The organism is Paenibacillus sp. FSL W8-0919, assembly GCF_038003785.1.
Classification (GTDB): domain Bacteria; phylum Bacillota; class Bacilli; order Paenibacillales; family Paenibacillaceae; genus Paenibacillus_AQ; species Paenibacillus_AQ lactis.
This window is the reverse complement of the sequence record NZ_JBBOPV010000001.1, coordinates 4,989,085-5,010,622: the sequence shown is the minus strand read 5'-3', so window position 1 is coordinate 5,010,622 and position 21,538 is coordinate 4,989,085. Positions and strand designations below refer to the sequence as shown.

Genomic DNA, 21,538 nt, shown 5'->3' with positions numbered 1-21,538 from the left:
TTCGGGTGGTCCGACTTCATTGACGACGGATTTGCCCTCAATAGACGATATTCGCAAAGACTTCAGTCTGTTATATAAGGACTTGGCGGCGATTCCATACTTTGCAGGCGGAGGGGTAGCTGCAATTGGCGGCAATGCGTTCAATGTGAGCGTTCCGGGTAACATCCCGGCAATCGCGGCATCACGATATGGCAAAGGGCGAGTTCTACTGGCTGGGAGCGATCGATATTTTAACCTTTCCGAGCAAGCAGATGAAACTAGCAGCACGCTAGCACGAAATATTTTATTATGGCTAACGGACGAGTCGCATACGAATTCTGGCCGCGGCAACGATATAACGGGACGCTACGCGGATGCTTTACGGGGAACGGGTAAGAAAATCAGCTTGATCACTACTTCTCATTCATTTACGGTATCTCCTGATCTTCCTATCGAGCTCGTGAAAAGCGACAGCTGGGAATCAGCGAATCTGAACCCGCAAAAATATGCGGTTGCTTACGTAGACAGCTCGGTGAAGGATTCCGATCTAGAAGCACTGGATAAGTATATACGTCTTGGTGGCAGCGTGATCGTATCTGAAAACAACAGCGTACTTGAAGGAATTACGCGCGATACGCCTGAGCATATTGTCCTGCAGGTCGGCAATCTGCGAGGGGGACGACTGAGTCGGGATTTCGCCATTCAAAAATTAATGAACCGTGCAGGCCTGACTTTGATGAACCGCGGCACCGACTCAAATGGCAATGAATCCAAGCTGACCCCAGAACAATCATTGAATCATCACTTCATGAACCGCTTTCAGCAAGGAAGAGCAGTTGAAGCAGGAACGATCACTTATGACGACATCGACATTGGTCCAGCCGGAACAACTGAAAGCAAAAAGCGGGAGCTACTGTATACGATTCTAAGTGAAACACTCGAGACATTATCGACTGAATCACAATTATTTGATTGGGCCAGCTTAGAGGCGAGTAAATTGCCTTCGGCCACTTTCCCAATCTCTAAATTTCAAGCTCCGTACACGAACGCACTTCGCGTATTCGAGTTCAGCCATTTTACGTTGAACCCATCCAATAAAAAATCACCGTATGCGGATCAATTTCCAGGTAAAGTCGCTGATGATGCGTTCGTAGTGAATAACCGGGAGGTTGAGGTGGATTTTGACTTTCCCAACATGATGTACACACATGCTCTCCCTTCGAAAAATTGGGTTAGCACAGGACTTTATGCACCTCCTGGAAAAGCCGTAACATTGGAAGTGCCGGAAGGCGCCGAGCATTTGACGGTACAAATCGGTTCACATGATGACGACCTGAGGGGGGCAAGCAAATGGGAACGTGCTCCTCTTGTGGTGAATCATCAAAAGCTGGCACCCGGAAGAAATCAGGTGAACAGTCCATATGGTGGGTTGATATATCTTATTCCACTGAAGTCTAAACCAGGTGTAAAAGTTAAAGTCAGCATTAGCGGTGCGGTTGAAGCCCCCCGCTTCGTGCTTGGAGAAACGACGGCGGAGCAATGGGAAGCGATACGGAATCTGCCACCTAGCGTTCCGTTTGCTGAACTTCAGGGTAAAAGAATCGTGCTAACCGTTCCTTCTGAGCTGATCCGTGACGTATCGAATCCTGAAGAGCTGATGCAGACTTGGGATGAAATATACGATAGCTATGATGAATTGGTCGGACTACACTCGGAGAGGGCTATGCCGCACACCGCTCATAAGATGAACCGCCGATACGTGGCAGATGTTCAAATTTCCTCAGGTGCAATGCATGCGGGTTATCCGATTATGCTTCCGTTCAGCTATGCTCCCAATTTGCTCGATATTGACTATCTCCGATCGAGTGCCTGGGGGTTCTGGCATGAGCTGGGGCATGAATACCAGCAACGGACATGGACTTGGGGCGATGTTGGTGAGGTTACCGTAAATATTTTCTCCCTGTATACACAGGAGAGATACGGAAATCCTTCCGAATTGCTTAAGGTCGGCAGCGATGGCCAGGACTATTACGACCGGGCGATATCATTCGCAAGCAGTGACGATCCAGACAAAAAATACGGGAGTATCGGAAACTACGAAAGACTCGTAATGTTCAAGCAGTTGCAGCTTTCTTACGGCTGGGACCTCTATACCCGGATTTTCGAAGCTTACAGAGAAATGCCGCAAAGTGATATTCAGAATACTGTCGACACGTTTGCATTGGTTGCCTCGAGGGAAGCTGGCGAGGATCTGACACAGTTTTTTAGCCAATGGGCGATCGGTTTAACCGATCAAGGGAAAGATAAAATAAAGGCATTGCAGCTGCCGCAACCGCAGCAAGAAATGTGGCTCCTCAGGGAATAGTGCGCTAATTTTGAACATCATGATGTTTCATCCATAGGTTAGGTCTGAAGCCGCGAAGTTCGCGGCTTTTTAGATTTTTACGGTATAGAAGTTACTAAAAAATGGGGAGAATCGACCAAATAGAAAATATCGTGCCTTCCTATGAAAGCTTTGATAAAATCCCATATATTTGTTAAATTATAGAAGAATAACTTGCAAACATTCCTTTTAAAAAAAGGAGGTGACCATCGCGTCGGGGTTGGATGGTGGCATCACTTGCTATCGATTATGGAAGGAGGAAGATTGCGCAATTCGGTTGTTTTGTGTATTAAAGGCACACCACGGTCGTAGGGACATGTGCAAGGATAAGATTATAACGATGGAGGTAATCCGTATGCTACGAAATCAAACGTGGAACCATTTGAAACGACGGTTAATGACACTCAGTTCTGCACTGCTTGCCATTTTTATATTCAGTATGTCTGCTTTGCCTGCATTTGCGGCAACCCCCGAGAAGACCGTGAACGCCTCCGCAACGCTCGCTTACAATCTCAAAGGACTGCAGCACAATGTGGTGGTGCAGAAAGCTTACATCGCATCTAAATATATTTATGTAACGCAGCGGTCGGGAGGAAATTGCTATCTTTCAAGATTGCTGATCGATGGAAATAACGCTACGTTCGTTGATAAAATGACCATTACCAATACCGGCCATTGCCAGACACTGGATATGTATACGTACAATGGCGAGAACTATTTTTATTTCAGCTCTAAAGCTGATCCATCCACGGACTATTACTGGTCGCTCCAGGTAGCAAGAGTTCAATATTCGCCAGGCTCAACCGTCGATTATACGGATCTTCGCCGGTTTACCTACATGAACTACGCCAATAAGACGGGTGCAAGATTAGGTGATACTTACCGGGTGGATGGCGGCGGAAACAGCACGCATACGGTCTTCCGCGTACAGACGAAGGAAGGCACTGTGACTTGGGCCATTTATGACACGGTAGCATTGAACAAGCTCCTTGACAGCAATGAAATGGTGCGAATGGACAGCGCGGCAGCGGTAAGCGCCTGCGTGACCAGCTTCACCCAATCAGGCAGTGCCATTATTAGACCGAACGGGTCATTCCAAGGGGTGGACATGCTCGGCAGCACCGAAATCTATACCTCAGGCGGAGCGGAGGGGGAAACGCCGCAAATTGCCATGATGTCGAACACGGGGGCGTATAAATCGCTGGTGAAGATTACAAATGTGGGCAACCGCGAAATCGAGGGCGTCCAGACCAAGAACGGCAATGTGTATTTCACGATCGTTACAGATCCGGTAAATAAGAAGGATACCCAGAAAATTTATTACGTTCCTGATAGCATATTTTAATAACCGATATACAGCTATTCCGAAAAAGAGGCATGGAGCAAGTTAACCGGCATCTGAATGGAGATGCGGATCAGGCGCAGCAGGAAGTTCATGATAGGCTGCTGCTGGCGCTCAGCTTAAACTCCCGGATATCGTTCCGGGAGTTTTTTCTTGTCTTTTTAGTTGGGAGGATACCTTTTACAACAGAAGTGCGTATAAAATGGTGTAGTAGGGAACAAATGGTTCCGGTCGTGGTGGGGGGAATGAGATGAGTATTTGGTTGTGGGTCCTTATTGGAGTCGTCGTCTTGTTCATGGTCCTGGTGCTGGTGGTGGGTTGGATCGCATCCAAATTTGATGGGAATATGGGCATCGAGAGCAGGCGTGACGAGCATGGAAACATCATCTTGCTGGACACACCTGCGATGCGTGAATCTGCCGCGCTTGCCTATGACGGAAGTATTGAGATGGAGAAAAGAGGGCACATCAAGTCCAACGGGCAGAGCTGGAACGAGGTGTGGCTGCGAACGATCGCATCGGTACGGAAGAACACGGAGAATCCGGAATGGTATGTCCGTTACATTATTGAGAAGCGGCGCGAAGCTGGACTGCCGGAACTCGAGGGTCTGGACGAGCCGAATGAGCCGAAGTGAAAGCTGAGTGCTTTTGCTGCGTAAGTGCGGAGAGTGAATCACGATAAAGAATGGGATTCGGCGCGCCTATTCCTCGAATTCTCAACAATATACGCTATGTATCTTCTTGGTTAGACGGATGCTGAGCTAATAGCAGGGGAGGGTTTGACATGGAAGCGGTACAAATTATTAATGCTCGAATAGCAACCGATAAGCAAGTCATCGAGAATGGATCAGTGCTTATCGATAAAGGGCGCATTTATGCCATCAAGAGGGAAGCCCCGGAAATCACGGGAGAGACGATTATCATTGATGGGGAGGGGAAGCTGCTCATTCCCGGCATGATCGATGTTCATATTCACGGAGCGAACGGCTATGACATGATGGACGGAACGACAAGAAGCATTCAAGAAGTTTCCAAAACCTCTGCGGCCACCGGCTGCACCTCGTTCCTGGCGACATCCGTAACATCTGATTTGGAAACGCTTCTTCGCATGATCGACAAGGTGAAGCAGGTTGCGGGGCACGAAGAGGGAGCGATGATTGCCGGTATCCATGCGGAGGGCCCATATTTAAACGTGAAGCGAAAAGGAATGCAGAACGAAGCGCATCTGCGGCATCCGGATTTGTCAGAAATGGGACTCATCATCGAGCGAGCCGATTCCTTACTGAAGATGGTTACGATTGCTCCCGAGCTGCCCGGGGGTATGGAGTTGGTTTCTTTCTTACATAAAAAAGGTATCGTTATTGCGATTGCCCACTCGGATGCAACGTATGAGGAAGCCAAAGAGGCATTCCGTCTCGGGGCCAGCCATATTACGCATTGCTTTAATGGAATGCGGCCGATTCATCACCGCGATCCGGGACTTATCGTTGCCGCGATGGAGGAGCAGAAGGTAAGCTTGCAGGCCATTGTAGACAATGTGCATCTTCATCCTGCCATCGTCCGGCTCATGCATCGTGTGAAAGGGCCAGACGGGATCGTGCTCGTTACGGATGCGCTTCAGGCCATGGGGCTCGGGGATGGAGAGTATGTGTTTGGCGGACATCAGGTAACGGTCCGAAACGGGATTGCACAATTAATGGATGGGACATTGGCTTCAAGCACCGTTACGATGAACGAAGCTTTGAAAAATACGGTAACATTGGGGATCCCGCTTCAAGATGCGGTTAGGATGGCAAGCACCACGCCGGCGGATGTGCTCGGGCTGACCAACAAAGGACGCATCGCCGAAGGAGCGGATGCCGATCTGGTATTGCTGGATGACCAGTTTGAAGTCGAATGGACGATGATTGGCGGGAAGATGATTTTTAAAAGGGAAAGTGACGGCAATCATCGATAGAAAAACAGCTGAGGAAAGCTCACACTTGTTGTGACTGACAAAGGAGGGATTCCCATCGATAAGCTCGATGAAAAATTAAAGGCGTTGCATAAAAGAGAACACCTAGCCATACTCCGAAATTTGCTGCATTCTGTGAAACAGGATGATACGGCAGTGAAGGAGCCGTATGATCAAAAGACGTCAGATCGGTTATACGGGCTGCTTGGCAAGCATATCAATGCTGCGTACGAGCAGCATATGGAAATCGAGAGGCTGCAGACGCATGTCCATGTGGTGTTCAGTCTATCGGATGCAGGTTCATTGAAAGTAGCCCTTAGTAAGGTTGGTAAACATCAACAAAGTCGAGTACTGGCATTTAATAACTGGTTTTCGGTCGGCCCGATTGCGGAATTGGACACGTCGGAAGGGCAGCAACGCAGGCAAAGCTGGCTCATGAATCATGTCCAGGATGACTATTTCTTCGACTCGATTAACCGGGATCACCAAATTGCGCAATTGATGAAGGAGTTAAAGGCCATCCCCGAGCATAAAACCGTTGTGATCTGGTGTGCCGATAATGCCCATGATCAAACGGGGCTCCGATTCGCCCTCTACCTGTTGAAAGACAGGAAACAGCCGATACGTATCGTTAATGTGACGAAGGTTTCCCAAGAATTGGGTTTTCACCAGAAGGGAGGAGGAACTCCTTATGCGCAGGCATTGATCGACCGGGATAATTATGTTGAAATCGTTCGGGACTATGCTGAGGGCTTCCCGCTGGACTCGGAAACCAGGAAGCGGTATGAGGGCGAATGGATCGAGTTGGCGGGACAGAACCATTGGCTTCGTTTATGGGAGGCGGGAGAGCTAAGAGGCTGCGAGGAGGACAAGCTGGATCCGCTGATTATCCAGTCGGTCACCGATCTGCAAGGGATGCATGGAGCCGGTGATTATGTGCATGCAGGTGAAGTCATGGCCAGAGTTCTTGAAGTTTCACGGCAGCGAATCAGTATTTCTTTTATTACTTACAGAATCTTAAGGTTAACCAGCGATGGTGTCCTGACGTTCAAGGGAATACCGGGGTTCCCGCATCAATATTCATTACGTCTTTCGAATACATGAAATGTGAAGGAGCAGCCCCATAGGCTGCTTTCTTAGTTGAGTGATCAACGAACAGGTCACAGCAGCCATGTCAATAAATAAAACACGAAGTGTATTGACAGGATACAGATAAGTGCGTAAAATAATCTCAAATACAAATATCTTAAAATAAAGACAAATGAATTGCGACCTGCAACCCAATTGGTTTGAAGCGAAGCCATAATCCATTAACAAAGCCGGTTCGCCAAATTTCGTTGCCGGCACTCAACCAAACAGAGGAGCGATAAATAATGAAAACAACAGGAATCCATCACATTACTGCAATTGTAGGGCATCCGCAAGAGAATGTTGATTTTTATGCCGGTGTATTAGGGCTCCGCTTAGTAAAACAAACGGTCAATTTCGATGATCCGGGCACGTACCATTTTTATTTCGGCAACGAAGGCGGCAAACCCGGCACAATCATTACATTCTTTCCATGGCCGGACGCCTACAAGGGCAAAATCGGCAGCGGACAGGTGGGGGTCACGTCCTATGCGATTCCGAAGGGGGCGATGTCATTCTGGCAGAACCGCCTTCGGAAATATGATGTTTCATTTGCGATGAGTGAACGCTTTGGAGAAACTTATTTGCAGTTTGATGATCCCCATGGCCTTCATCTCGAGCTCGTGGAGCGAGAAGAAGGTGAGCTCAATACCTGGAATTTTGGCGGAGTTACTTCCGATGTAGCGATTAAAGGTTTTGGAGGGGCAACCTTATTTTCTATGAGACCGGAAAGAACCGCCGAACTGTTGGAACACGTCATGGGACTGGAATATGTCGGCCAAGAAGGAGAGCTTGCTCGGTATCGTTCCTCCGCGGATATTGGGAATACGATTGATCTGAGACTTTCACGAGCTGGCTACGGCCAGCTGGGTGTCGGTACGGTTCACCATATTGCATGGCGGGCTAAAGATGATGAGGAACAGCTCCGGTGGCAGCAATATATTGCGGACCAGGGCTATCAGGTAACTCCGGTGCAAGACCGTAACTACTTTAATGCGATTTATTTCAGAGAGCATGGGAGCATTCTCTTTGAAATCGCCACGGATCCTCCTGGATTTGCGCACGACGAATCGCATGAATCGATGGGGAAAGAATTGAAGCTGCCGTCGCAATACGAGCCTCACCGATCTGAAATCGAAAAAGTATTGCTTCCGTTCGAAGTGAGAGAGCTGGAATCCAGTGCGGGAGGCGAGTCTTGATGCTGTCCATCGATCCATCGAATCAGACCGAAAGGGAAAACTATAAGCTGCTGATCGGCAGCATTATCCCGAGACCGATCGCATTGGTTACGACGCTCTCGAACGATGGCGTATTAAACGGCGCTCCTTTCAGTTATTTCAATATCGTATCTTCGGACCCGCCGCTCATCTCGCTGTCCATCCAGCGTTCCGGAGGGATGGAGAAAGACACTGCCCGGAATATAAAGACGCTAGGCGAGTTTGTCGTTCATATTGTGGATGAAGACAATGTACATCAGGTTAATTTAACAACCGCCAAGCTTCCTCCCGATCAGAGTGAAGTCCAATTGGCCGGATTTTCACCCGTTGACAGCGTTAAGATTACCGTTCCGGGGATCATGGAGGCCAAGATCCGCATGGAATGCAGGTTGGAGCAAGCGTTGGCGTTCGACGGGAGTGGTGAGAACGGATGCGATTTTATCATCGGAAGGGTCGTGCAGTTTCATATTCAGGATCATATTTATGAAAATGGAAGAATCGATCCCGTTGGTCTGAGGGCGGTTAGCAGGCTGGCTGGCCACCATTATGCCAAAATCGGAGAAATCTTTGCCATTGAGCGCCCGGAGTAAACAAGAGGCGCTATAAAGAAGTGAAAGAGGCACTCACTTCGAGAAATTGCAAAGGTGTATAAAAAGAATGCATGGAGTCTAGGGACTCCATGCATTCTTGTTTTTATAGAGGCTAACTTCATCCTTATAATCGAACGAGAGTAACGTATTCGCTTCACGCGAGGTTTAAGTGTATCTTATAAGTAAACACTACATATCATTCATGCGAGACTCAAGCGGTTAATAAAGGACCATAAGCAAAGAAAGGAAGGATCGAAAACCATGAAGGTACTAATCATCGGAGCGAATGGCCAAATCGGCCAGCATGTTTTCAGTAAGCTTCAGTCATCGAAGGCACATCACGCCATTGCGATGGTGCGGAAGGAAGAGCAGCGAACGAAGTTCGAAGAACAGGGTGCCCGGACGATCCTTGTCGATCTTGAAGGAAGCATAGAGGATATCGCCCGTGCGGCGAAAGAGGCTGATGCGATTGTATTTACCGCAGGATCCGGCGGTCATACGGGCGCGGATAAAACCATGATGATCGATTTGGACGGAGCCATTAAATCCATGGAAGCCGCCAAGCTAGCCGGCGTACGTCGTTTCGTGATGGTCAGCGCCATCGGTGTGCATCATCGTGAAAAATGGATGGAGAGCGCACCATACTACAGCGCGGCCAAACATTACGCGGATGTTTGGTTAACGCAAAGCGGACTGGATTATACGATTATCCGTCCAGGCCGGCTGACGAACGAAGGGGGTACCGGGAAGGTCGCCGTAGCGGTTGATTTGGATCGCGGCAGCATTCCGCGGGAGGATGTTGCATCTACGATTGTCGCTTCATTGGAAAATCCTCATACCATCGGCAAGGCATTCGACATGGTTAGTGGAGACACGCCAATTGAAGAAGCACTTCGTTCCTTATAGGGGAACGAAGTGCTTTTTAAGCGTAAGCCTCAGCCCAAAGCGTGAATCATACAAGCACGATTGCCGTGCCTGCGTGATTCAATGACGTTTGAAGGCAATGCCGTGTTTTATTTCTTCTCCGGAGCATCGCCGGCATTCGATCCAAAATTCATCGGCGTCGTACCTTCCGCTTTCCACACCGTTCCTCTCCGTTCGTACTCGAATAATCTTTCAATCGCATTCGCGATTTGCGGCCCTAATTCTCGTTCAACTAAATACAGGGCGACGTCTAGCCCGGAAGTCACTCCTCCACCGCTCACCAAGCGAGGCCCATCTTCAACGACTCTTGCCTCGACCGTTTTCGCACCAAGAGTTGCGAGCGCGGGCATGCCGATTGAATTGGTGACGGCATACCGGTCTTTCAGCAAACCATCCATGGCAAGCAGCAGAGAACCGCCACAGACCGTTGCGACCGTCACTTCCTTATTGTTTAATGCTTGTTTCATCAAACGGGTCAAGCCGGTATCCTTGGCTTGCTTAAGAATATTGGGGATCGAATCATCCGAATGTCCTGCAGGCTTACCCGAAGCCCCAGGAACCACAATAATTCCCGAACGTTTTGGGTCTAATGCAGCCTGCGCTTCAAGGGAGGGACCATTCAATCCGCTCGGGACCACTCGCTTGCCTTCGGCAGATACCAATTCCACCGTAACTTTTCCGCCGGTATACATTTCTGCGGCAGCAAACACTTCATAAGGCCCGGTAACGTCAAGCAAATCGAAACCGTCGAATAATACGATTTGAACATGGATATTTTTGTCCGCTGCTAGATCTTGATTTTCTGCAGGATTTGCACTTGCAGTTGGGACGACAAGCGATAGCAGCAGGGTAAACGACATGAGTAAACCAAAGATTTTTTTCATTATAAACCTGCATCCTTTCGTTTTGCCCAAGGCGTCAGCGAATGATATCCGCCAGGCATTGAGTATTTGATTGATTCCTAAAATGAAGGGGTACCCAACCCAGTATCCACAGTGAAATGGAGGGGAAAGCGATACCTCGTTTAGGAGGGGAACGAAACATCCTTCGATTGACCGATGGTTCGGATGAAGATGCTGGGAATCACGAGCAGCAGCGCGATAGAGCCGTAAACGCCAATGGTGTAGCTCGTGGCATAAACGAACCCAAACCCCTGATGAAAGAGGGAAGTTATAAGATGAATCAACAGATTTGTGAAACAAAAGGCGTAGCTTCGGATCATCCAATTCCGGTGGCGGATGATCCGCTTCCTTCGGATTTGAACGAGAGCGGTAATCGTAATTATCAGCCATATGATATTCAAGGCATTGAAGCCCATACTGCTTATTTTTCCGCCGGTGGCGTAGGGTGCCATGTAACCGGAGGTCAACACGACAACAAGCACGGATACGATGTAAACATAACCGTTGATGCGATGGAATCGGCGCTTTTTCTCGAATATCCATTTTGAAAAGTTCACCAGCCCCGACGCCATCGCAATACATGCGAAAGCAACATGCACATACATCACGTTCAGCCAGACCGGCAGATTCAACTCGCGCTTCAGCCCGGTTTTATGGCTTAAGAAGGACGTCGCTTCAGGATCGATCATATAGTTTTTCACCAAGGCGTAGAGAATAAATAGAACGCTGGCACTAGCCAACAATCCGTATAATGTGTTCCGTTTCTTCATATCAACCGCAACCCCCGAGGCTCTAAAATTCGTTACCCATACGCGCATACCTGGCTATGTAACCCGTCTTCCTGATAGTTTGGATGCCGGCAGGATTCCCGCCTTGGCGACGCCAAACATTTGGTCACCATCGACGGAAACTTCGAATTTTAAATTCAACCGCATCGGCTTCGTGATTTGAAGCGACCAGGCAAGCTGACCGTCTCGAAGCACAGGATTCAAAAATTCGACCGTTTCCTCACCTTGGGTAGCCGTGCCTCGGATCCGATCCTCACTCGCAGAAATGGAGAGCTTGACCTGGAGCTTTCCGACGGGCGTGGCAATGGTCGCATCCCAATCGCCGTCAAAGGCAGAGGTCTGTACCGCATCGGTATCCGGCTTGTTGTAGGGGATAGACGTTTGATCTGCGTCGAAGCTCGGTTCGCCGACCTTCGGTTTATTTCCATTGCGAGGTCCCACGCCGGATTCCTTCCAAACGGTTCCCCTCCGTTCAAATTCGAACAGCTGCTCTACCGCGTGGGCCATCCGCGGTCCGAGCTCGCGTTCCAGCAGGTATAGCGCAACGTCAAGCCCGGAAGTCACGCCGCCGCCGGTAACCAGATTGCCGTCATCCACCACGCGAGCGGAGATCGGAACAGCCCCGGTTGCAGCGAGTAAATCCAGGCCCAGATGATTCGTTACCGCCGGTCTGCCTTCCAAGAGCCCGCCCATGGCCAGCACGAGTGAACCGCCGCAAACCGTGGCGACAACGATGTCTTTGTTGCCAAGTGCCTGGCGAATCATCTCCGTTAAATCTGTATTCATCGCCCGGCTCAGAATAGCAGGAACCGTATCCGGGCCATCTCCTTCAACGCTTCCCGAGGCACCGGGAACGACGATGATCCCCGAGCGATTCGGGTCGAGCGTGGCGCTCGCCTCAATCGTCAGCCCGTTGATGCCGCTGGGGACGGAACGCGGCCCTTCGGCTGTGACCAATTCGACGTTTATCGCGTCTTCAGCATACAGGGCTGCTGCACAGAAAACCTCATATGGCGCAATGGCATCCAGAAGGTCAAAGCCATCAAATAACACGATTTGAACATGCAGCATAAGTGATTTCTCATCCTCCTTGTTTTTCTATTCCCAAAAGATCCTTCAGCCTGTAATATTCCTGCTCATCGATCTCACCTTTAGCCATCCGTCTTTTTAGAATGAAAGCAATATCACGATCGTTTAGATCGGAAGGTTTTTGGCGACGGGAAATCGCATAGAATCGAACGGCTGCGAAACAAAAGAGCGTGAGACAAAATAAAGCTCCAAAGGGAAAAAAAGAAAACGTGCCGTTTTCGACACCCATTGGCATGAACCTCCTTTTTTGCATGGCTGGAATGCGTGATGTGCTGCAAGGAGAATCATAACAAAGGAATATCTCGAACGAAGTGCGAAACAGTCACAAAAGTATAAACAAATCATCACAAAATACCGGGTCCCGCCTGTTCCAGCTCATATCATGATAAACTAGGTGGTGAAGGTGGGATAATCATGAGTGGATTACATACGATCCTCGTTGTAGACGATGACCCGAGTATCGTTGATCTATTGAGGGATTTTTTAGAGAATGACAGCTTTCAAGTAATGACCGCATGTGACGCTGACCAAGCGTGGACGATATTTAAACAGTCTCCCATTCACTGTATCGTGCTGGACATCATGATGCCGGGGCAAAATGGGTTTGAGTTATGCCGACGGATTCGGGCAGAGAGCCATGTTCCGATCCTGTTCTTGAGCGCCCGCAGCGATGATGTGGACAAGATCAGGGGCTTCACGCTCGGCGGCGATGATTATATCGTCAAAACAGCTTCACCGGGAGAGATCGTAGCCAGGGTGAAGGCCGTACTGCGGCGTACCGATTCCAGCTGGCAAAAAAATGAAAGAATCTTGGATTATGGCCGCATCAAGATCAACCTCTCCGCGAGGGAAGTTGTCGTGGATGGGAAGCATGTCGTGCTCACGCCGAAGGAGTATGAACTGCTGCGATTATTTGCGGAGCATCCAAGGCATGTCTTCTCCTATGAGCAGCTATTGGCGAAGTTTTGGGACGGGATCGGCGACAGGCATACGATTCGCGTTCATCTCAGTCGGCTGCGGGAGAAAATCGAATCCGACCCGAATCACCCGAAATACCTGCTAAATGTATGGGGAGTAGGGTATCGATTCGAAGGAGGGTAAAGATGAGGAAAATTCGCATTCGTACATTTACTTTGCTTTGCTTCGTCTTCATCCTCGCGCTTCCATGGAACTTCTATGTTGCCGCTCATTTTATGGAGACCAAGACGCTCAGCTTCGAAAAAGGCCGGCTGCAAAATGAGACGCTGCAAACCAATATCTCGGAAGTAACTCGGCGTATTGAATCAGACACAGACAAATGGGCGGATCCCGATTGGCAAAATCAATTGCATGCAGCCCTCCGCCAAGCGAAAATGGATGTGCTGATCCAATCCGCCGCAGATCAGGACATTTATCGGTCCAATCCGGAGCGAAGCGGAACAACATTGTCGACCGAGCGGTTTTCCGTCATCCAAGATGGTCAGTTACGGGGACGCGTTACTCTTTATCTGCCTCAATCCAATCAGGTTCAAGTGATGGCGGCATTTTTCGGGCTGCTGCTTGCCATCTTTATTGTCGGCATGGGGATGAGACGATTCGTACTTACGCCGCTTGAGCGGATGGGACTGGCAGCTAGACAAATTGCTACGGGAGACTGGGATGTTCGATTACCGATGTCCAGGGTTACTGAAATTGCTGAGGTCCGCGACGGATTCGATGTGATGGTGAAGGGACTTGAGCGATCTTACCGGAAACAAGCCGAATTGGAAGAGGAACGCCGATTCGTCATTACGGCCGTAGCGCATGATTTACGGACCCCGTTGTTCGCGCTGCGGGGGTATTTGGATGGTCTGGAGCAAGGGATCGCTCAATCCCCTGAGAAGATGGCCCGGTATGTGGCAGTTTGCAAGGATAAATCGGCGCAATTGGACCGTCTGGTCGAGGATCTGTTCACCTTTACCAAAATGGAGTACGTCGAATCGGAGCTAAACGATAAGAAAGTTGATTTTAAACATATTCTTCAGAACTCGATAGACAGCTTGAGACCGCAGGCGATGCAGAAAGGCATCTCCATCTCGTTTCATGCGGCAGATGCTTGCAGCACCAACGGGGATATGCATTTATTAGAGCGTGCGATGAACAATCTGCTGGACAATGCCGTCAGACACACGCCTGCGGGTGGCATGATTGAGGTCGATTGTTATCGACATGCCGATAAGGTAACATTTACGGTGCGAGACACAGGACCGGGCTTCTCTTCGGAAGAGCTGGAGCGTGTATTCGAACCTCTATATCGCGGAGAAGCTTCCCGAAGTCGTGCAACCGGAGGCAGCGGATTAGGGCTGACGATCTCACAACGAATTATTCGGCAGCATGGAGGAGACCTTGCTGCAAGCAATCATCCGGAAGGAGGAGCGCTGCTCGAAGGATGGATCCCATTGGCGATGGAAAAACATCAAGATCAGGAGATACGAGGATGATTTTTAGAATCCGGCTTCCTTAAATCCCAGCACATCGTTAAGGGTACGTAACTAGAAAACGCTAAAGAGGATGTTATATGTCAAGAACGATACTAATTGTAGAAGATGAGCATATTTTACGTGAAATCATGAAGGATTATTTGCTTGCGGAAGGATATGAGGTGCTTGAGGCCGCGGATGGAAAACTTGGAATCGCCCTATTTCAGGAGCATGAAGTGGATTTGATCATCCTCGACATCATGCTGCCGGAGCTCGACGGCTGGTCCGTATGCAAGCGAATCCGCAAAACCTCGAATGTCCCGATTATTATGTTAACGGCCCGCTCGGACGAAGACGATACGCTCCTCGGCTTCGAGCTCGGCGCTGATGACTATGTCACGAAGCCATACAGTCCGCCTATTTTGCTTGCACGCGCGAAGCGGTTATTGGAACGCAGGTTTGCTCACGATCATGATCAAGACACGCTAACCATCGGCGGTTTTATGGTCCATTTTCCATCCCGCAGCGTATCGATTGACGGCAAGGCCTGCGGCTTGACGCATACCGAATTCGAAATACTGACTTATCTGATGAAGAACAAAGGAATTATTGTTAGCCGGGAACAGCTGATCACCAAGATTTGGGGCTATGATTTCGCCGGGGATGATCGAACGGTCAACAGCCATATCCGCAATTTGCGTTCCAAGCTCGGCGAGCTTGCCAAGCACATCGTGACGGTGGTTCGTTCGGGATACAAATTCGAGGAAGAGCCATGAACAAGAGCATTGTCCTGAAGCTGTTTATGTTGACGGCCGGCTTATCCTTGTTCCTGATCGTCGCTATTTTTGCCCTGCAAACCGTTTTCTTCGAGCGATTTTACGCTTATCAGAAGGTCAAGGATGTCAGAGCGGCGCTGACCGCCTACGAACAAGAGCTGCTGCAAGGCGAGGATGGTCTTGCGCAGACGGCCAAGCGGGAACAAGACTTTTATGAACAACATAACACCTGGATTACGACGCTGGACGAACAAGGAAATCTGAAGGATGCCGATGATTTTTCCATGGAAATCAAACTGGAGCATGACGAGGACGACTTCGCATATTCCGCACGTATGATCCATGTTCCGCTCTACAGTTATATCAATGTGGAGGACTTTTACACCAACAATCCATTTGTAAAACCATGGATCGAGGAAGGGGAACACATTGCCTTGGAAGGCCTCATCATGAATGACCAGCTGATTATTCAGCGAATGGGGAGGGGCCCTTCCTATTTGCGAGACGAAAGCCATCTCGAAAATCCGCAGCTCGTGAATAAAGAGTATGAAGTCGTCAATCGGTATCAAGGTGCCACGGAAGATTACTTTAAAAAATACCCCAGCATCCAGGTAAGCGGAAGAATCACGAAGCTGCGCATACCGGAAGGCGCTGCGGTGTCCCGTTATACGAACCGCTTGCTTCTGCAGCGGGTTCAAACGTTTCAAGCGGATCTGCTGTATGGGGATATTTCGAGGCCGCAGACGGGACAGGTTATCGATTACGAGGAAAACCATGTGAATTACAAGCTATTTATCGAACCGATCCAAGATGCGGACGGGAAACCGGCATATCTGTTTGCGATGACCTCACTCCAGCCGGTGACGGAAGCTACGGACATGATGACCGATTACTACATTTACATTATGGGAGCCGCGGTACTGCTGGTCGTTCTCGTCTCGTTTTATTATTCCCGCAAGATCGCAAGGCCTCTGCTTCGCATCAATCGAACGGCACAGCAAATGGCGGCGCTTGACTTCTCGGAGAAGATCCCGGTTGGGACGAAGGATGAAATCGGCCAGCTGTCACGAAGCATTAACGAGCTGTCCGAACGACTGCACGACCATATCGACCGGCTTGAGCAGGACATCGAGAAGGAGAAGCAGCTTGAGCATACACGGAAGGAATTTATCGCCGGCGTATCGCATGAGCTCAAGACCCCGCTAAGCGTCATACAAAGCTGCATTTCCGTTCTGAAGGACGGGATTGCAAGCCATAAGCGGGAGCATTATTTTGCGGCGATGGAGGACGAGGTGCACCGGATGAATCTTCTCATCGGGGATATGCTGGAGCTGGCAAAATACGAATCCGGAACCTATAAGATGAAGATGGAGTCATTTTATATCGATACCGTCATCGAGCGCATCTGCACAAAATTGGCGGCGGACATTGAAGGCAAGAACCTGCAGCTGCACGCATCGGTTCAACCTGTCGAGGTTGTGGGCAATGAACTGCGCATCGAACAGGTGCTGATTAACTTTCTAACCAATGCCATTCGTTATTCACCCGAGCGGGAGTCCATATTTATAACAACCATGGAGGAGCAGGGAAGCATTAAAATATCCATCGAAAATAAAGGTGCGCATATTCCGGACGAACAGCTGGAGAAGATTTGGGACCGCTTCTATCGCGGGGAGCCGTCCCGCCAGCGCTCAACCGGAGGCACGGGCCTTGGCCTCGCCATTTCCAAAAAGATATTGGAGATGCATGGCATGCCTTATGGCGTTACGAATACGTCGGGCGGGGTTATATTCTACTTTTATTTGAATAAAAAAACATAGGCTTCATGCATCCGAGCGCAGATCTTTAGATCTGTGCTTATTTTTTGTTCAAAAGGCTTTAGCTGATCCTACCTCTATAAAATCTATAAATCATTTTGATTTCATCTGCATTTTATCTTTATCTCACCCTCGTAAACTCTTTTCGTGAGGAGGAGAGAGAATGAGAAAGAGAATACCTATGGTGCTGTTTATCTTGTCTGCCATGCTGTTCGTGCTGCTGTACAACGTTTACTCGGGAGACCGCGGCAAAAGCGATGCCGAGCATCAAATGACGGGCTTCTTAGGCAAGAATGGAACTGCATCGCATCCGCCAGGGATACCATTCAAAGTGGTGATCGATCCCGGGCATGGGGGGAAGGATCATGGTGCGACCGGGGCCAGCGGAGGCTTCGAGAAGGATTTTACGCTGCAGCTGGCGCTCAAGGTTGAGGAGCTGGCGATGCAGGAGCCGCAAATCGAGGTGCATCTCACTCGAGCTGAAGACCAATTTATATCCTCGATTGACCGGGAAAGGCCGAATTTCGCCAATGAACTTGGAGCGGACTTGTTTATTTCGATTCACGGCAATACGTTTGAGGATCCTAGCGTTTCTGGAGTAGAAACCTACTATTATCATAGAAATTCCTATCCTTTGGCTGAAATCATCCAGAAGCATATGGTGCAAGGCAGCGGGTTTCGTGATCGGGGGGTCAAGCAAGAGGATTATTTTGTCGTGAAGGATACGAATATGCCGGCTGTACTAATCGAGACAGGCTATTTAACGAATCCGCAAGAGGAGCAACAGATGCTGACCGATGAGGTTCAGTACCGAATAGCCGGTTCCATTCTGGATGGAATCAAGGAATACCTGCAAATACATGAATGAGGGGAAGATGGACATGCGTACAAAAATCACCTTGACTATTCTAATGGGGAGCATCGTGCTGGCATTAGCCGCATGCGGAAACCAATCAGCGGACCAATCCGCAGTGCAGCCTGAGTCCCAAGCACAGGGACGGGAGGGAGCTGCATCGGGATCCACAGTTAAGGTGTATCAACAGACATTCGAGAACAGTGTGTTTCTGGGGGATTCCATTACGGAGGGACTGTCCTTCCACGATGTACTGGACGAGAAGAATGTTCTCGCAGGCGCCGGGAAAACGGCGGAGTTCGCCCTTGAAGATATCGAAGAGTTGGTCAAGCGAAATCCGAAGCAGGTGTTTATCCAGCTGGGCTCAGACGATATTTTATGGCCGACGGACGATCCGCTGACGTACGCCATGAACAACTATGCCAAGCTGATCGGCATGATCAGGGATAAGCTTCCGGAGGTCCAAATCACGCTGTTAACGGTTACTCCGGTGACAGAGGAGGCAATAAAGAAGGAGCCCCGTTACAACACGATTCCGGATTTCAATCAGGCGCTAAAAAATCTTGCTGGCAATGAGCAAGTCGGCTTCGTTGATCTAGCCCCGATCTTTAAGGATGCGGCTGATATGTATGATTCGGACGGGATTCATTTCAAACCCGAGTTCTATGCAAGGATGCTGGATTTGTTGAAGGAGCACGTGAAATAACATGCGAACCGCTCGTTGGCACGCCAGCAGAACATCGGTTTTGTCCCCAGCGCAGAGGATGTTCTTGCACCGGCATAGGTTGGGGGTGACGGATCTTGGTTTTTAGCAGTCTTATCTTTCTGTTTCTTTTTCTCCCGGTCACCCTGTTGATGTACTATGTGTCGCCGAGCAGGCTGCGCAATGCTGTTTTGCTGGTTGCTAGTTTAATTTTTTATGCTTGGGGAGAGCCCGTGTACATTCTGATAATGGTGTTCTCCACGGTGTTCGATTATTATAACGGACTGCTTATCGACAAGTTCAGGCATCGAAAGCGGATCGCCAGAGCGATATTGATCGGTTCGATGGTCGGGAGCTTAGGAATTCTCGGATTTTTCAAATATGCCGGATTTATCATAGATAACATCAATCAGCTATTCCATTTGCAACTTCAAACAGCTGATCTGCCGCTGCCGCTTGGCATCTCCTTTTATACATTTCAAACGATGTCCTATGTCGTGGACGTTTACCTGGATAAAGTGGCGGTGCAAAGGAATATCATCTCCTTCGGGGCATACGTGACGATGTTCCCGCAGCTTGTAGCGGGTCCCATTGTTAAATACGGCGATATCGCTGGTCAACTGGATGGACGCAGGGTGAGTCTGCATCGTTTCGGCGAAGGGGCGGAGCTGTTTATCCGGGGACTGGCCAAAAAAGTGCTGCTTGCCAACAATATCGGTTTGCTGTGGGCCAGCGTCAAAGCGGAGCCGGTCGCCGAGCTGTCCGTTTTATCCGCATGGCTTGGCATCATTGCATTTACGCTGCAAATCTATTTCGATTTCAGCGGGTATTCCGATATGGCTCGCGGGCTAGGCAGGATGTTCGGATTCGATTTCATGGAGAATTTCCGTTACCCGTATATTTCAAAAAGCGTGACGGAATTTTGGCGCAGATGGCATATCTCGCTTGGTACTTGGTTTCGGGCGTATATCTATATCCCGCTTGGCGGCAACAGGTCAGGGCTGCGGAAGCAGTTGCGGAATTTACTAGTGGTATGGTGTTTAACGGGTTTATGGCATGGCGCCAGCTGGAATTTTATCGTGTGGGGATTGTATTTCGGTTTGTTCGTTGTGCTCGAGAAGCTGTTTCTACTAAAAATACTTGGACGCGTTCCTGTTGTTGCTGCCCATTTGTATACGCTCATGATTGTAATGGTTGGCTGGGTGTTGTTCGAAATGGAAGATTTGGGTGCGGCGGGACATTTCATTCGTGTCCTTTTCGGTTTCGGCGGGGAAGGATTCGTCGATCGTCAGGCACTCTATAGGTTGTCCACCAATGCCGTATTGTTAGTTGTATTGGCCATCTGTGCGACGCCTCTGCCACGTAAAGCTCTATCGTATGTGAAGACAAGATGGAGCACAACCAGCACTGCTGCAGTTCCGGTTATCTACTTGTTGTTCCTTCTGCTGACAACGGCCTATCTGGTCAACGAAACGTACAATCCATTTTTATATTTTCGATTTTGAGGAGGGGGCAATGGACAAGAACGACAAAATCAACGGGACATGCATAGCCCTTCTGCTGCTCTCGTTTATCGGCGTGTTCGGCGCTCTGAATCTCGCAATGGCGGACCGGACCTTCTCGGAATCGGAGAACCGGGTGCTGAAGCAGCTGCCGCCTTTCTCCTTAAAAGCCGTGTTGTCAGGGACCTTTACGTCCGATTTCGAGGCTTACGTTTCCGATCAATTCGTCTTTCGGGATCGATGGATCGGGCTTAAAACGGACGCGGACCGCATCCAGGGGAAAAAGGAAAGCAACGGCGTTTATCTCGGAAAAGACGGCTATCTGATTCAAAAATTTGTTCCTCCGATTGAAGGGGATTTGCAAGAGAAAATGGCTGCCATTCTTGCGTTCGATGAAGCCACACCTGATCTTCGCAAATACGTAATGATCGTTCCCACAGCAGCGACGGTGCTGCAAGACAAGCTTCCAAGGTTTGCGGGAACTGGCGTGGAGGCAGCATATTTAAGCGATGTCCGGCGCTCGCTGCCTCAGGGTATCCATTACGTCGACGTATTGCCTGCATTATATGGCAAGCGGGAGCAGCATGTTTTTTATAAAACGGACCATCACTGGACAACGAAAGGCGCTTATCTGGCTTACCTGGAGCTGTGCAAGCATATGGGGCTGGTCCCGAACGAAGAAAGCGGCTTTGATATTCAGAAGATCACCGACGAATTTTACGGTTCGCTCTATTCGAGAAGCGGTTATCGACATGTGCAGCCTGACAGCATCGAGTTGTTCCTGCGGAGCGATCCGCCAAAGATTAAGGTTACCTATGCCGACGAAGGAGAAACCACGGATTCGCTATATGCGATGGACAATCTGCAGAAAAAGGATAAGTATGAGGTCTTTCTCAACGGCAACCATGGACTTGTCCACATCGCAACAGCTCAAACGAACGAGAAAAAGCTGCTGGTGGTCAAAGACTCGTACGCCAACAGCTTCATTCCTTTTTTAGTCGAGCATTACAGCGAAATCTTCGTGGTGGACTTGCGTTATTATGCTGATGATCTGGCCGCTCTCGTGCAAGAGCATGACATCCGCGACATGCTGATGCTTTATAACGCGAATACATTTCGTGAAGACCCATCTATAAAGAATCTATTGGAGTGAG

Annotated in this window: 20 protein-coding genes; 16 read left to right on the top strand and 4 right to left on the bottom strand. The window is 49.3% G+C overall.

The window, feature by feature from the left end:
• Positions 1-19: 19 nt before the first annotated feature.
• The 8 genes from NST44_RS22640 (at position 20) to NST44_RS22605 (ending at position 9,498) form a co-directional block, all read left to right on the top strand.
• The gene (locus NST44_RS22640; protein WP_244152768.1) at positions 20-2,344 is read left to right on the top strand and encodes a M60 family metallopeptidase; all 2,325 of its coding nucleotides are present in this window, start codon (positions 20-22) and stop codon (positions 2,342-2,344) included.
• Positions 2,345-2,717: 373 nt separating this feature from the next.
• Positions 2,718-3,707, top strand: coding sequence for a phage baseplate protein (locus NST44_RS22635; protein WP_007131795.1), 990 nt, complete (start codon positions 2,718-2,720; stop codon positions 3,705-3,707).
• Positions 3,708-3,954: 247 nt separating this feature from the next.
• Positions 3,955-4,338 (top strand): hypothetical protein, encoded by a 384-nt coding sequence (locus NST44_RS22630; RefSeq protein ID WP_007131796.1) that lies wholly within the window; start codon positions 3,955-3,957, stop codon positions 4,336-4,338.
• 149 nt (positions 4,339-4,487) lie between these two features.
• Entirely contained in the window at positions 4,488-5,660 is a 1,173-nt protein-coding gene (nagA, locus tag NST44_RS22625; protein WP_007131797.1) for an N-acetylglucosamine-6-phosphate deacetylase, read from the top strand.
• Positions 5,661-5,813: 153 nt separating this feature from the next.
• Positions 5,814-6,761, top strand: coding sequence for a DUF1835 domain-containing protein (locus tag NST44_RS22620; protein ID WP_232239409.1), 948 nt, complete (start codon positions 5,814-5,816; stop codon positions 6,759-6,761).
• A gap of 269 nt (positions 6,762-7,030) precedes the next feature.
• Complete coding sequence (locus NST44_RS22615; RefSeq protein WP_007131799.1) at positions 7,031-7,984, top strand: ring-cleaving dioxygenase; 954 nt, start codon at positions 7,031-7,033, stop codon at positions 7,982-7,984.
• Positions 7,984-8,592, top strand: a complete 609-nt coding sequence (locus tag NST44_RS22610; protein ID WP_007131800.1) for a flavin reductase family protein — start codon at positions 7,984-7,986, stop codon at positions 8,590-8,592. The genes NST44_RS22615 and NST44_RS22610 overlap by 1 nt, the downstream gene beginning before the upstream one ends.
• Before the next feature lie 261 nt (positions 8,593-8,853).
• Positions 8,854-9,498 (top strand): SDR family oxidoreductase, encoded by a 645-nt coding sequence (locus NST44_RS22605; protein ID WP_007131801.1) that lies wholly within the window; start codon positions 8,854-8,856, stop codon positions 9,496-9,498.
• A gap of 107 nt (positions 9,499-9,605) precedes the next feature.
• Here the strand turns inward: NST44_RS22605 and NST44_RS22600 are convergent, their stop codons facing one another.
• The 4 genes from NST44_RS22600 to NST44_RS22585 form a co-directional block, all read right to left on the bottom strand.
• Positions 9,606-10,400 (bottom strand): DJ-1/PfpI family protein, encoded by a 795-nt coding sequence (locus NST44_RS22600; RefSeq protein WP_007131802.1) that lies wholly within the window; start codon positions 10,398-10,400, stop codon positions 9,606-9,608.
• A 140-nt stretch (positions 10,401-10,540) separates the two neighbouring features.
• Entirely contained in the window at positions 10,541-11,188 is a 648-nt protein-coding gene (locus NST44_RS22595) for a DUF2306 domain-containing protein (protein ID WP_007131803.1), read from the bottom strand.
• Between the two features lie 54 nt (positions 11,189-11,242).
• On the bottom strand, positions 11,243-12,277 hold the full coding sequence (locus NST44_RS22590; protein WP_007131804.1) for a DJ-1/PfpI family protein: 1,035 nt from the start codon (positions 12,275-12,277) through the stop codon (positions 11,243-11,245).
• Between the two features lie 10 nt (positions 12,278-12,287).
• A complete protein-coding gene (locus NST44_RS22585; RefSeq protein ID WP_007131805.1) occupies positions 12,288-12,524 on the bottom strand; it encodes a hypothetical protein in 237 nt (78 codons plus the stop codon).
• 185 nt (positions 12,525-12,709) lie between these two features.
• On the opposite strand from NST44_RS22585, the gene NST44_RS22580 reads away from it, so the two are divergent.
• The 8 genes from NST44_RS22580 (at position 12,710) to NST44_RS22545 (ending at position 21,537) form a co-directional block, all read left to right on the top strand.
• Positions 12,710-13,396 carry a response regulator transcription factor gene (locus tag NST44_RS22580; RefSeq protein ID WP_007131806.1) on the top strand — a complete coding sequence of 229 codons (687 nt, stop codon included), beginning with the start codon at positions 12,710-12,712 and terminating at the stop codon, positions 13,394-13,396.
• Positions 13,397-13,398: 2 nt separating this feature from the next.
• Positions 13,399-14,754 carry a sensor histidine kinase gene (locus tag NST44_RS22575; RefSeq protein WP_007131807.1) on the top strand — a complete coding sequence of 452 codons (1,356 nt, stop codon included), beginning with the start codon at positions 13,399-13,401 and terminating at the stop codon, positions 14,752-14,754.
• Between the two features lie 77 nt (positions 14,755-14,831).
• Complete coding sequence (locus NST44_RS22570; protein WP_007131808.1) at positions 14,832-15,509, top strand: response regulator transcription factor; 678 nt, start codon at positions 14,832-14,834, stop codon at positions 15,507-15,509.
• Positions 15,506-17,329: a sensor histidine kinase gene (locus NST44_RS22565; protein WP_210094879.1), complete on the top strand. Its 1,824-nt coding sequence runs from the start codon at positions 15,506-15,508 to the stop codon at positions 17,327-17,329. Before NST44_RS22570 ends, NST44_RS22565 begins: the two co-directional genes overlap by 4 nt.
• Positions 17,330-17,489: 160 nt before the next feature.
• Complete coding sequence (locus NST44_RS22560) at positions 17,490-18,194, top strand: N-acetylmuramoyl-L-alanine amidase family protein (protein WP_210094880.1); 705 nt, start codon at positions 17,490-17,492, stop codon at positions 18,192-18,194.
• A gap of 7 nt (positions 18,195-18,201) precedes the next feature.
• Positions 18,202-18,885, top strand: coding sequence for a GDSL-type esterase/lipase family protein (locus NST44_RS22555; RefSeq protein ID WP_210094881.1), 684 nt, complete (start codon positions 18,202-18,204; stop codon positions 18,883-18,885).
• Between the two features lie 95 nt (positions 18,886-18,980).
• Positions 18,981-20,387, top strand: coding sequence for an MBOAT family O-acyltransferase (locus NST44_RS22550; protein WP_213613991.1), 1,407 nt, complete (start codon positions 18,981-18,983; stop codon positions 20,385-20,387).
• Positions 20,388-20,397: 10 nt separating this feature from the next.
• A complete protein-coding gene (locus tag NST44_RS22545) occupies positions 20,398-21,537 on the top strand; it encodes a DHHW family protein (protein ID WP_210094882.1) in 1,140 nt (379 codons plus the stop codon).
• Position 21,538: the final 1 nt, after the last annotated feature.

Coding starts and splice junctions, on each gene's coding strand:
- NST44_RS22635 (WP_007131795.1), top strand. CDS start 2,718: ATGCTACGAAATCAAACGTGGAACCATTTGAAACGACGGTTAATGACA.
- NST44_RS22630 (WP_007131796.1), top strand. CDS start 3,955: ATGAGTATTTGGTTGTGGGTCCTTATTGGAGTCGTCGTCTTGTTCATG.
- nagA (WP_007131797.1), top strand. CDS start 4,488: ATGGAAGCGGTACAAATTATTAATGCTCGAATAGCAACCGATAAGCAA.
- NST44_RS22615 (WP_007131799.1), top strand. CDS start 7,031: ATGAAAACAACAGGAATCCATCACATTACTGCAATTGTAGGGCATCCG.
- NST44_RS22610 (WP_007131800.1), top strand. CDS start 7,984: ATGCTGTCCATCGATCCATCGAATCAGACCGAAAGGGAAAACTATAAG.
- NST44_RS22605 (WP_007131801.1), top strand. CDS start 8,854: ATGAAGGTACTAATCATCGGAGCGAATGGCCAAATCGGCCAGCATGTT.
- NST44_RS22600 (WP_007131802.1), bottom strand. CDS start 10,400: ATGAAAAAAATCTTTGGTTTACTCATGTCGTTTACCCTGCTGCTATCG.
- NST44_RS22595 (WP_007131803.1), bottom strand. CDS start 11,188: ATGAAGAAACGGAACACATTATACGGATTGTTGGCTAGTGCCAGCGTT.
- NST44_RS22590 (WP_007131804.1), bottom strand. CDS start 12,277: ATGCTGCATGTTCAAATCGTGTTATTTGATGGCTTTGACCTTCTGGAT.
- NST44_RS22585 (WP_007131805.1), bottom strand. CDS start 12,524: ATGGGTGTCGAAAACGGCACGTTTTCTTTTTTTCCCTTTGGAGCTTTA.
- NST44_RS22580 (WP_007131806.1), top strand. CDS start 12,710: ATGAGTGGATTACATACGATCCTCGTTGTAGACGATGACCCGAGTATC.
- NST44_RS22575 (WP_007131807.1), top strand. CDS start 13,399: ATGAGGAAAATTCGCATTCGTACATTTACTTTGCTTTGCTTCGTCTTC.
- NST44_RS22570 (WP_007131808.1), top strand. CDS start 14,832: ATGTCAAGAACGATACTAATTGTAGAAGATGAGCATATTTTACGTGAA.
- NST44_RS22565 (WP_210094879.1), top strand. CDS start 15,506: ATGAACAAGAGCATTGTCCTGAAGCTGTTTATGTTGACGGCCGGCTTA.
- NST44_RS22560 (WP_210094880.1), top strand. CDS start 17,490: ATGAGAAAGAGAATACCTATGGTGCTGTTTATCTTGTCTGCCATGCTG.
- NST44_RS22555 (WP_210094881.1), top strand. CDS start 18,202: ATGGACATGCGTACAAAAATCACCTTGACTATTCTAATGGGGAGCATC.
- NST44_RS22545 (WP_210094882.1), top strand. CDS start 20,398: ATGGACAAGAACGACAAAATCAACGGGACATGCATAGCCCTTCTGCTG.